Source organism: Vibrio sp., assembly GCF_047973365.1.
In the GTDB taxonomy this organism is placed as follows: Bacteria; Pseudomonadota; Gammaproteobacteria; order Enterobacterales; family Vibrionaceae; genus Vibrio.
On sequence record NZ_JBKEBW010000175.1, the window covers coordinates 1 to 12506 of the forward strand.

At 43.5% G+C, this 12506-nt stretch carries 9 protein-coding genes and 1 tRNA gene; 3 read left to right on the top strand and 7 right to left on the bottom strand.

From position 1 onward, the window contains the following. Positions 1–335 precede the first annotated feature (335 nt). The 4 genes from ACK5MF_RS19445 to rhaS all read right to left on the bottom strand — a co-directional run bounded on the left by ACK5MF_RS19445 (position 336) and on the right by rhaS (position 4991). On the bottom strand, positions 336–1346 hold the full coding sequence (locus tag ACK5MF_RS19445; RefSeq protein WP_416924156.1) for an ABC transporter permease: 1011 nt from the start codon (positions 1344–1346) through the stop codon (positions 336–338). Between the two features lie 25 nt (positions 1347–1371). Next, positions 1372–2352, bottom strand: a complete 981-nt coding sequence (locus tag ACK5MF_RS19450; protein WP_416924157.1) for an ABC transporter permease — start codon at positions 2350–2352, stop codon at positions 1372–1374. Next, positions 2349–3854, bottom strand: a complete 1506-nt coding sequence (locus ACK5MF_RS19455; RefSeq protein ID WP_416924158.1) for a sugar ABC transporter ATP-binding protein — start codon at positions 3852–3854, stop codon at positions 2349–2351. Before ACK5MF_RS19455 ends, ACK5MF_RS19450 begins: the two co-directional genes overlap by 4 nt. A 135-nt stretch (positions 3855–3989) precedes the next feature. Then, complete coding sequence (rhaS, locus tag ACK5MF_RS19460) at positions 3990–4991, bottom strand: rhamnose ABC transporter substrate-binding protein (protein WP_416924159.1); 1002 nt, start codon at positions 4989–4991, stop codon at positions 3990–3992. Positions 4992–5500: 509 nt separating this feature from the next. On the opposite strand from rhaS, the gene gltS reads away from it, so the two are divergent. Beyond that, positions 5501–6727: a sodium/glutamate symporter gene (gltS, locus tag ACK5MF_RS19465; RefSeq protein ID WP_416924160.1), complete on the top strand. Its 1227-nt coding sequence runs from the start codon at positions 5501–5503 to the stop codon at positions 6725–6727. Between the two features lie 139 nt (positions 6728–6866). Further along, positions 6867–6954 (top strand) — tRNA-Ser (locus tag ACK5MF_RS19470). A 305-nt stretch (positions 6955–7259) separates the two neighbouring features. On the opposite strand, the gene ACK5MF_RS19475 is transcribed toward ACK5MF_RS19470, so the two are convergent. The 3 genes from ACK5MF_RS19475 to ACK5MF_RS19485 form a co-directional block, all read right to left on the bottom strand. After that, positions 7260–9707: a molybdopterin guanine dinucleotide-containing S/N-oxide reductase gene (locus tag ACK5MF_RS19475; protein ID WP_416924161.1), complete on the bottom strand. Its 2448-nt coding sequence runs from the start codon at positions 9705–9707 to the stop codon at positions 7260–7262. Positions 9708–9725: 18 nt separating this feature from the next. Next, positions 9726–10820, bottom strand: a complete 1095-nt coding sequence (locus ACK5MF_RS19480; RefSeq protein WP_416924162.1) for a NapC/NirT family cytochrome c — start codon at positions 10818–10820, stop codon at positions 9726–9728. Between the two features lie 285 nt (positions 10821–11105). Next, positions 11106–11555 (bottom strand): L-alanine exporter AlaE, encoded by a 450-nt coding sequence (locus ACK5MF_RS19485; protein WP_416924163.1) that lies wholly within the window; start codon positions 11553–11555, stop codon positions 11106–11108. 291 nt (positions 11556–11846) lie between these two features. Here ACK5MF_RS19485 and ACK5MF_RS19490 point away from each other — a divergent pair, with 291 nt between their 5' ends. Continuing rightward, a complete protein-coding gene (locus tag ACK5MF_RS19490) occupies positions 11847–12488 on the top strand; it encodes a UPF0149 family protein (RefSeq protein ID WP_416924164.1) in 642 nt (213 codons plus the stop codon). The last annotated feature ends 18 nt before the right edge of the window (positions 12489–12506 follow it).

The following is a 12506-nucleotide window of genomic DNA, read 5'->3' on the forward strand; positions in this document are numbered from 1 at the left end:
CAGTAGTGGTCTGACTAAGTATTGGGCTTTGCGCTATTTTGGACGCTTACCCACCAGTACCGCCGAAACAGATTACGGTTAGTTGTGTACATCTAACTTCCTATGGCTTCCTTCAGACCCCACCGTTAGCCCGTGACGCCCTTGCCATTCGGATTGTCTTCCCCTTAGTCAGGGTGACTCCACTTTCTTTCAAGTGGACGGGTTTGCCAGCTTTGCTGGGCAAACAAAAAACCTCAGTGAATACTGAGGCTAAATAACCGCTACACTGCGCGCTACAAATAAAGGCCCTGTGATACTCAAACTACTTCAAGTCAATTCAAAGGATGTGGTATCCCTTATGCCTTCTTCTTGTTTGCCAAGCGCTTCAAGATCACAGGACAAGCAATAACACTAATCAGCATGATGCCGATGATGATGGACATAACGATGCCAGGTACGTTGAGCAGCCCTAAACCCGCGGTCACAAGTCCCATCAGGAATATAGAGAGCACCACACCAACGATGGTGCCCGAGCCACCCATAATACTGACGCCGCCCAATACCACCATAGTGACAATGTTAAGTTCCCAGCCCATTGCGATGGTTGGACGTGTACTGCCTAAACGGGAAGTCAGCATGATAGACGCAATGCCACTAAACAGACCGACAAGCGCGAACAACAGCAACTTATGCCCTTGCACATTAATACCTGAGTAGTAAGCAGCGGTTGGGTTATTACCTATCGCATAAGTTCGACGGCCAAAATTGCTCTTTTGCAACAAGACATAGAACACCACCGCCATCACGAGAAAGAACACAAACTCAAAACTGAAGTAAGGGAACACATAGCCTTGACCAAAGAACTCAAAACCCTCTGGGTATTCACGAATGGCTTTGTCTCCCAACACTATGTATGCAATACCGCGGAATAAGCTCATAGTACCGATAGTGACTACAATCGAAGGGATGTTCATTCGTGTCACCAGTAATCCGTTAAATAAACCGCACAAAGTGCCAACGACTAAACCGACTAGGCAGACGACCTCAACGCCAAAACCTTGTTGAGCCACCATACCCATGGCGACGGAACATAGAGCAATAATGGCTGCCACTGAGATATCAATCTCTCTGACTATAATAACTAGCGCCAAAGGCAGAGCGATGATCGCTTTTTCCGTAAAGTTAAACGTCGCATCTGACAGAGACCAAGGGTCCAAGAAATACGGTGATGCAAAGCAGTTCAGAACAAAAACAACCACCACAGTTAGCAACAAGAACGCTTCCCATGAGGCAAAGTTTGACAGCCATTTACTCTTGGATTTTGGTTTCATCTCGTTGTTTAACAAGTTGTTATTTACGTTTTCCATATTCAAATCTCCAATCAGTATTCGGCTACGCGTTCTGCACCGCTTTTCGCAAAATGATGCGTCCAAGCTTGCGCTCCGAACGAGAGTTAGCGACCACGGCAACAATAATGACCGAACCTGAAATAGCCATTTGCCAGAATGGAGAGACGCCAATAACAGGCAGTGCGTTGTTAATCACGCCAAGGAAAATAGCACCAAGCACACAACCCAATACCGTACCTGTGCCACCAGCAATACTCACACCACCGATAACGCAAGCCGCCACCACTTGTAGCTCAAAACCATTGGCGATATCGACATACGCAACGGCGTAACGAGAGATCCACAAGTAGCTGGATAATCCCGCGCACAAACCTGAAATGGTAAAAGCAATGAACTGGATTTTTCCCACATCGATACCGGTATAAAACGCAGCAGTTGGGCTATTGCCCGCGGCATACACTTTACGACCAAGCTGACGATGGCGCATGAGGTAATACACTGCCCCGATAGCGAAAATGGAACACCAGCTCAGCACTGGAAGCCCAAGAATCGAAGCGCGTGGGATCGCTAAGAAGGACTCCGTCATCTGGTGAGCGTTGATCCAAGCACCGTCACTGATAAGGAAGACAATACCGCGATAGATACTCATTGTGCCCAAAGTCACCACAATGGCAGGAATATTCATTTTCCACACTAGGAAGCCGTTTATCATGCCTAATAAAGTACCTAAGCAAGCACCGATAACAATGATCAGCGGTACGCTCATCTCTGGATACGTGTTGTTCAGAGTAGTCACTACCATCCCCGTCAACGCTACGTTTGCAGCAACCGACAAATCGATGCAGCGGGTAATAATCACCAACATCTGACCTAAGGCGAGGATGATAAGAATCGACGTATCGTTGTAGACCGAGAGCATATTGCCCAAACCAAGGAAATCAGGAACAACGAGTGAAATCAGCCCCACGATGACCACAATCACTAGGGCAAGCAACGCTTCCCTTTGTTTCATTAAGCTCTTCATGACGCACTCCTTAAGCCAGTCGCCGCACCAACGATATCTTCAGCGGTAAACTCATCACGTTGGAACTCTTTCACCATCAGACCTTCGCGCATCACAATAATACGATCTGCCATCCCCATAATTTCAGGCAGTTCAGATGAGACCATAATAACCGCCAAACCTTCTTGGACCAGCTCAGACATAAACTGGTGCACCGCCGCTTTCGAGCCAATGTCGATACCTTTGGTCGGCTCATCAAGAATGATGACTTTGGGTCGAGTCGATAACCATTTACCAATAACCACTTTTTGCTGGTTACCACCGGACAAGTTCTCAACTTTTTCTTTCCAGTTCGGCGCTTTTACACGCAATTTTTGCGCATAACTGTCGACTAAGGAGTACTCAGCTTGCTCATCAATGAAGCCTTTGCCATTAATTTCACTGAGTTTCGGTAAGCTAATATTTTGATAGATAGGGAATTCAAGCACCACACCTTGGCTTTGACGCTCTTCTGGCACATAGACGATGCCTGAATTGATCGCATCTTTAGGCGAACGAATGGAAACCACATTGCCATCAATGCGGATTTCCCCCTTCGCCACATTGGTAATACCAAACAATGACTGCATCAGCTCGGTTCTTCCTGAACCAACCAAGCCGTAAAAACCTAAAATCTCGCCTTCATGCAGATCAAAGTTAATGCCGTCGAATTCAGTAGGATGACAGAATTGTTTCACTTCAAGGCGCTTCACGCCCTTCTCAACATCGATTTTCGGATAGGCATTTTCAATGGTTCGTCCCACCATCATGGCAACGAGTTCTTGTTCCTCCACCTGATTAATAAAGCCGCTACCTACGTAGCAACCATCGCGGAAGATGTTATAGCGATCAGCTATTCTGAAAATTTCATCGAACTTGTGGCTGATAAATAAGATGGCGCAGCCTTTATTTTTCAAACGTTCAACGATTTGATAAAAGTCTTCGATTTCTCGATGAGAAAACGCAGCGGTCGGTTCATCTAATACCACCACTCGTGCGTCAAATGACAATGCGCGAGCAATTGCCACCATATGGCGTTGACCGATACTCAGCTCTTTCAATAATTTGGTTGGGTTAATTGGCGCATCAATCGATTTCAGGATTTCAGCAGCGCGCGTCTCCATCCCTTTCCAATTCAGTCTGCCTGAAGGGTGAAGCATGTAATTACCGGCAAAAATGTTCTCGGCAACACTGAGTTCATCAAACAAAACCGTTTCTTGGTGAATCGCAGTGATCCCCAAAGCACGTGCATCATCCGGCGTTTTTAGTTCGATTTTCTGATTATCCAGCTCCAACTGACCTTCAGTAATTTCATGAATCCCAGTCATTACCTTAACTAAAGTGGATTTGCCGGCACCGTTTTCACCAATAAGTGCGGTTACCTGCCCTGAATAAAGATCAAGCTGAACATTGTCCAACGCTTTAACGCCAGGAAAATGTTTGCTGACATTACGCAAAGAAAAAATGGGTTCTAATTCAGACATAATTAATCTTCTTCTCTTGTATTATTTGAGCGCCTGGAGATCTCGGTCTGGAGAGATCTGCCCACAGGCGCTCATGCATCAATAAAAACGCAAAGATGATTGAGATCTGTTAACCGACAAATCTCCACCATTTTTTTAGAAGATACCTGCAAATTTATGTACGTTAGATGCGTCATAGACAAACGGTTTCGCCATTGCTGCATTGCCGTCTTTATCCAGCGTCGCTTTACCCATTCGCCCCATATCAACTTCAGTGTCGGTGTAATCACCTTTAATCAAGTTAACTGCGATGGTTGTTGCTGCGTAGCCCAAATCAATGGGGTTCCAGATAGCGAAGCTCTTCACTGCACCCGAATCCACATGACCTGCAAGTTCAGATGGAAGACCTAAACCTGTGACATAAACCTGCCCTACTTTACCCATATCGCTTACCGCCTGAGCCGCGGCTACAATACCAACCGATGTTGGCGCAACAATCGCTTTAAGGTTTGGATAAGAGTCAATTAAGCCTTTAGTTTCACGGTAACTTTTGTCCGCTAAGTCATCGCCATATACGGTAGCAACAAGATGTAGATTCGGAAACTTAGCGAGATCTTTTTCCATCTCACCAATCCAGATGTTTTGGTTGGTTGCGGTTGGCGAAGCACTGAGAATCGCAATGTCACCTTGCTCGTTACCTGTTGCCTTAACCGCAACGTCAGCCAATTCAACGTTCATCAAACCAATCAGCTCATTGCTAGATGGATTGAGGTGAATTTGACGACCTTCAGGCGCAACACCCGAATCAAACGAGACCACTTTGATACCGCGTTGTTGTGCGCGTTTTAGAATTGGAACTAAAGCATCTGTGTCGTTAGCAGAAACTACAATTGCATCCACTTTTTGTGATATCAGCGAATTGATAACTTCAATTTGCCCCTCAGCCGTTGGCGTTACAGGCCCTGTGTAAATAATGCTTACATCGCCAATTTCTTTTGCTGCTTGTTGTGCGCCTGCATTTGCTGCTTCAAAGAAGCCAATACCTTGTGCTTTTACCACAAGACCGATACGTAATTCGTCAGCACTGGCAGCGAAACTTGCAACGACACTGGAAGCAAGAAGTGCAGTTTTTAGTAAGGTTTTGATGTTCTTTTCCATTATTCAGAACTCCATTCTCTTTATTATTGTGTTTCACGTTGTAGGGTTTGTAACGATCTACCCGAGCCACACTGTGTAACTGGGATATAACTTAGCGTTTGAACAGAACTTCTTTTAATACTCTTTATAGAAATATTCAGATAGTTAAGTTAGGAGATTGAGCAACAAACAACCTTTGAGATTTTTAACGGTTAAGCCGCATTTCGGTCATTTTTCCAAAGTTACCGTTAGGCTGTTCACAGTTGTGACAAATGAGCCCATCTCCTACATAAATTTAGGAAATAGAGAAAGCAGAATAAAGGCGAGAAGAGAGCTAAGAGTTCATTTGGAAGCTCATCTCTGGTCATTTTTTAACTCTTTTATTCTTATCTGGTGATAAAACCAATGAAAAACTTACATTTCTCATAAAATTTTTCGGAAAAAATCCGTCTAGGGGTTGCTATTACCCTACAAGAGGCATGACACTCTCCCCCTATGAACGATGAATATAACCACCAATAAGGGGCAATATGAATCATTTGATATCAGTAAGTGCACTTGAGTCATTTTTAGTAGCTATCAGTGTACTTTTCTTAGGGCATTTTATTAATGCAAAGCTACCTATCTTAAACAAGTTCAATATTCCTGAGCCGATTGTCGGTGGTCTTATTGTTGCTTGCCTCATTACCGTACTTCATTTTTATGGTATCGACTTAGAATTTGATTTACCGCTTCAGAACACCTTTATGTTGATGTTCTTCGCTACTGTGGGCCTTGCGGCAAACTATACCCAGTTAATGAAAGGTGGTGCTAAGGTATTTGTTTTCTTAGCCGTTGCATCCGTCTACATCATCATCCAAAACGCGATAGGCATTTCCCTTGCGACTGCTCTTGGCTTAGAACCTCTAATGGGCTTAATCGCCGGTTCGATTACATTATCTGGTGGTCACGGTACGGGTGCCGCATGGTCGCAGACCTTTCAAGACGTTTATGGTATGAACAATGTACTGGAGATTGCGATGGCATCGGCCACCTTTGGTTTGATTATCGGTGGCATCATCGGAAGCCCGGTTGCTCAGCGTTTGGTAGAAAAAAACAACATTGAGTCCGAATACGGTCGTGGTTCAAAAACCCACGAAAAGTTCCCAGAGCTAGTGACTTACAATGAATACGAAGAAGACAAAGTAACCGCGAAGAAAGTTATCGAAAAACTATTCTTTTTGCTTATTTGCGTGACTGGAGCTAAATATCTAGAACAATGGGTCAGTAGCTACGAAATTTCGTGGTTGATGATCCCCGACTTCGTTTATGCATTGTTTATTGGGGTTGTTATTACCAACTTCTTGGAAGTGACTAAAATCCGAAAACTGGATGCGGAAACCGTCGACATGCTAGGAACCGTATCCCTAGCTTTGTTCTTAGCAATGGCTTTGATGAGCTTGAAACTGTGGAATATTTTTGACTTGGCGATTCCATTTTTGATCATACTCGCGATTCAGTCAGTGATGCTTGCTGTATTTACCTACTATGTGACGTTTAAAGTTATGGGTAGTAACTATGACGCTGCGGTTATTTCTGGCGGTCATTGCGGCTTTGGTTTAGGCGCTACACCTACCGCAGTGATGAACATGGGTTCTATCGTTAACCGCTTCGGACCATCACCACAAGCCTTCATGGTCGTTCCAATCGTGGGAGCCTTTTTCATCGACATTGTTAACTTGATCATCCTGCAGGGATACATCTCGTTTCTTGGTTAAGAGATGTAGGGAAAATACCCAATTTAGACAATTAGTAAGCAATTAATCGGATAAGGGCGCTTTTTTTTTGGTTTTCTCCTTGACGATCAATAACTGAATCATTAAATTAGCGCCTCGTTAGCTGTTAAGGTTAACCTACGGTGAGTTGTCCGAGTGGCTTAAGGAGCACGCCTGGAAAGTGTGTATACGGCAACGTATCGAGAGTTCGAATCTCTTGCTCACCGCCACATTCAAAACCCTAGCAGAAATGCTGGGGTTTTCTCGTTTTAGGTCAACGAGTTAAGGTAGTATAAGGCTTTAACGGCAATTGGCTTCACCTACTTTGTATGCGTCTGTTTTGCTTAAGGTGTACAAAATGGGGTTCTTAATGGCTTCTCCTATCAAAAATAAAAATGGCGTTTGGACTACTCGCTTGGTTGTTCCTAAAAATTGCAGTACTCATAGATGCGTCTTTCTTTTTGAAGCGAACGATACAAGTAAAAAAAGACCCCCAGTTTTAGCTGGAGGTCTATGACTATATTAACAACGTTTATTATCCATTTGTTGGAGGAGTAAATGCTGTTAGATCTAATACAGGACCTGTATATTTTTCAATTTTAACCAGCGCTGAGTTAGCCGCACAGCCATTAGACAAACGAGACGTTGGGATATCGAGGGTTAACACGTTAGCACCACCGTTTTTACAGATTCCAGTTTTCTTATCTAGATCTGGCCAACCGCCTTCGTGGATACAAACCGCACCTTGCTTGATACCATCAGTAACAAGAGCACCGACTAACACTTGACCACGGCTGTTATAAGCTCGCACTAAATCACCCGTTTTAATGCCTCTTGCTTTAGCATCTTCAGTATGAATTGAAATCGGCTCTCGATTAGCAATCGCATATTCATCACGCAGTTTTGCGTAATTGAATTGACTGTGTAGACGATGTGCCGCATGAGCTGTCATTAACTGCAACTCATCATTTTTGCCTTTGGCATAGAACTCTGTCGGTTCAATCCATGTTGGATGCGCTGGACAGTCGTCCAATTGATAACCTTCAATCGTCTTAGAATAAATCTCAATTTTGCCGCTTGGTGTGCCCAAAGGATTCATCACCGGATCTTTACGGAAGGCTGCGTGGCGAACAAATTCAGCTTCTTTTTTATTGAGCTTCATTTCAATCAACTGGTTATCACCCCAGAATTTGCCAAAATTAGGCATACGAACACGTGCTGCTTTACCAGCTTCTTGTGCTACATCGTAAAATTCTTTTAGCCAATCCATTTCACTTTTTCCTTCAGTGAAAACGTCATGCCCACCAGCTTTTAACAATTCTGCCATATCAGCAAATACGTCAAAATCATTTCTAGCTTCGTTTTGAGGTTCAACCACTTGCTTCATCGGTACTAAATGCTGATTACTATAGTCCCCAGTCATAGTTAAGTCATTGCGCTCAAAAGATGTAGTGATAGGTAATACTACATCGGCATGCTTAGCTGCAGCAGTCCAGTAGATTTCGGAAATGACAACAAGCTCTGGTTTCTGCCAAGCTTTGATCAATCGATTGGTGTCTTGGTGATGTGTGAAGTTGCCACCGCCTGCCCACCAAATCATTTTGATGTTTGGAAATGTTAAGTCATGACCATTATGGTGGTAGCTCTTACCTGGGTTTTCTAATGCTTCAACAATTCGAGCAACTGGTAAACTGTTTACCGCACCAGAGACAGCCCAGTCATTACCCGCTGAAGAACCACCATCAATTGAAGCAAAAATTGCAGGGAGGACGCCAGCATCACGCGTTGGGTTACCACCATTTGAATAATGGTATGATAGACCAAAACCACCACCAGGCAAGCCAATTTGGCCAAGCATAGAAGCCAGAGTCACTAGCATCCAGTGGCGTTGCTCACCATATTGTTGACGTTGCATCCCCCAACCAGACATCAGCATAGTGCGATTTGCACTGAAGATATCAGCTAGCAATTCAATTTGTTTGCTAGAAACGCCTGATACCGCTTCGGCCCACTCAGGGGTTTTCTCAACACCATCCTCTTTGCCCATTAAGTACGCTTCAAATTTATCGTAACCAATGGTGTATTTATTTAGGAACGCGGTGTCATGTTTGCCTTTTTTAACCAGTGAATGAGCAATCCCCATCATCATGGCAACATCGGTCATCGGGCGAGGTGCGACCCATTGGATAGCCTCGCCAAAAAATTCAACGGTTTCTGAACGCATTGGGTCAATGGCAATAACCGTTTTGCCTGACTTTTTAAGTTGATGGAAAAATTCCAAACCAGCGCAGTCAGTTGAACTCCACGCAATTTTAAGTGTATTTATTGGGTTCATACCCCATAAAACAACGACATCACTGCTTTCTAAGATAACAGGGTATGCTGTTTGTTGTTCATAAACTTCAATTGAACCGACAACATGCGGCATTATGATTTGGCTTGCGCCTGTTGAGTAATCACCTAAATGACCAGAGTAGCCACCAGCCATACTCATATAGCGTTGTAATAGCGTTTGTGCCTTATGTAGAACGCCGCTTGAACGCCAACCGTATGAACCGGCAAAAATAGACTCAGCGCCATTTTCTTTACGAATGCGCATATGTTGGTCATGAATGAGTTTGTATGCTTCATCCCATGAGACACGAACATACTCATCATCACCACGAACACCTTGAGGTTTATTTGGATTGGCTAAAAATCCTTTACGTACCATAGGGAACTTGATACGCGCTTTGGTATGAACTTGATCGGGACCCGTTGTTTGCAAACTATTGGCAACGGTTTGTGCTAAAGCATTGGTTGATGACACGAGTTTGCCATCTTTAACTTCACACAAAATAGGTCCCATACGACCAGCAGTAAGAATTCCTTTGCCACGTTGATTTGCAGCTAAAGCCGTTGTAGGTACAAATGAGGTAAAGGTAATCGCCCCAGCAGCCATACCCGTTCCTTTCAGGAACCCTCGACGAGATATATTTGTCATTGTCGTTTCCTTTTATTTCTAGTGACCAACCACGTCTTTCGCGTGATTTTGGAAGAATTTAGTGAGCAACTCAAGATCTGAACTTGATATGTCCGTACGATCGCCCATGCCTTTGGCTACAGGCCCCCATGCATTCACGGTAAAATGATTGGCTGGAATTTTGCTGTGGCAAGTCGAACAATAAACCGTATCTAGTTTTTCTGCGTAATCCCAAATCGGTTGCTGAGAATCAAGAACGGGGGCATCGATCGTAGTAGTCAACTGTGCCGTGCGCCATTGGTTACCATATTCGTCTTCTTTGTATTCACCCACCGTTAGTGCAGCTAAGCCTTGCTCTGTTAACATCGCAACAATGGCACGCTTACCCTCGGCAAAATAGAGTACTTGTTCAGCCCCTTTCATTTGATAAGCGTTCAATTCAACAGTACGTTCTTGACCATTGACCGAAACCACATTCAACTTCGTTGCCGGATTTATTGTGCCTAATTCACCTAAGTCGAGCGTTTCAACCGGATACACAACTTTTGCCTCTGCTGAAGTCTGTTCAGTGAACTCGATTAAATGTTCGTATGCGGCATTATCCATTTCAGGTTCAGGAGCAAAATGCGCAACGCCCTTATGACAATCAATACACGTTTGTTGGTTTTCCACCCCATAGACGTGCATTTTTGCTGCTTCTTCTGATTGTTCATAACGATCCATGGCTGCATATGTATGGCATGATCGACAAGTTGCCGAATCATTTGCTCTTAATTGAGCCCACACGGTTTCAGCCATTGCCATACGATGATCTTCGTATTTGTCTTCTGTGTTTATTTTTCCACTAATAAACTCGTGATAGATATCTTTAGAAGCTCTAATTTTCGTCAAAACGTAATCAACCGGCGTGGTTGGAATATGGCAGTCGGCGCATTCCGCACGAATACCTTTACCATTACTGAAATGGACAGAGCCTTGATATTCTTCAAAGGGGATTTCCATTGAGTGACACGAAACACAGAATTCCGTACTTGATGTATAGTGCATGACGGCAGCAGTACCGCCTAAGGTTAACCACCCTATTACAATACCAACCACTGCGATTGCTGCTATATAGCGTTTTTTTAATGACATAGCTTATCCACAATTATTATAGTGTTATTGACAACATACTAACACATTAGTGGTAGTTGTTACTATGAATTCAATGTATCAGAATTTTCTTACGCATCAATAAGTTGTATGGATATATGCATATTATCCAAGCAATATATGTAACAATATATGTAATAAAAATCTTCTGTACTTCGTTTCTCTTTACTTCTGTTTGATGCAAAAAAATAACGGTACGCTCATTGCGTACCGTTATTTGTTAACCATCTAAAGCATCTAAAGCATCTAAAGCATCTAAATATTGCTCTACATCACCTGATAATAACCAGGTACTTTAAACCAGCGACGACACATATCTAAGAAATAACCGTAAATAACACCCATACCACAAGAAACTACTGCGTTACTCGCGACGGCAGTCATTATCTGATCGGTTGAAGCTCCAACGGTAAAAAGAATTGCAGCATATACAGGTGATTGAAATAGAACATAAGCCAGCAAATCAGCAATATTTTTCATCATGCCAGTTTGTGAAATTCGACGCCCCTGTTTAAGCATAAAATCTCGAAAGATGCCATAGGGCCAAGCGATAGCGATGTTAACGGGGATAGACAGTGTTCGCGAAGCCAGAGATTGCTCGAATGTCATGTTAGAGATGAATATTTCAATCATCATCCCGGAAACAAAACAAAATACCACCATAGCAAAAGTGTCAGCAGCAGCATGACGTATACAGAAAGGGCCACGAGCTTTCATTCAATTCCTCACAAGATAATAAACTGCCAAACTAGCATTCTTATAACACATATCACCACCCATTAAAGATCAGGCAGTTAATGTTGCCATTAGAACATAAGTTATATAGTTTTTTGATCTCGTATTTTTCTTCAGTTACTAAATAAACAACCATAAATGAAATGTAAAGTAGCATCTCTCTCTTATTTCACACCGTTATAACAAATGATTCTTCTAGGTCTTAGGGGATAAAAGCCAAATCCAATACTGCTTTCCAGTTCTTACGCTTGAAGCCGAATTTGGCATGTCTAAATGCTACTGCATTCATTCCCGGTTAAGGGTAAGATAACGCCAATTTCTCGCAGTAAAGTATGGGACTTAATTTTGACCTTACACGATATTCTTACCCTACCTGAATTTGAAGATAAGTTGCTTAACGAGGCCAAATCACGTGGTTTCATTGCGGCTATGGCATGTGCGCCAAATATCCTGCCACCACAAGAATGGCTACCTTTTCTTTGGGGCGGCGAAGACGTTGCACCGTTTAGCGATGGTGAACAATTGGAGACCTACATCCAACACATCATCGATATGTGGAACCAATATCGTTCGTCATTCCTCGAAGGTACATGGGGTTGGCCTGAAGGTTATGATTTAGATGAAGAAGAAATCGTTAATGACTCAGTACGTGATTTTTGCGAAGGAGTACTTCAAGGTTGGCAGCTCGCGCGAGACGACTGGGAAGTATTGATGCCAGAAGAGAGCCAAGATAATGCCCTACTCGGTGGCGTCCTTCTTTCACTGAGTATGCTGTACGATCCTGAAACAGCGCTAACGACATTAAATGAACAAGGTATGGAAGGCTTAGATCAATTCGAAGAAATCTACGCTGCGATACCTGTCATGCTATGTGGCTTAACTCAGCGCGGCGTCTCCCTAGCTGAAGAACAATAATTCAGAGCCACACACCAG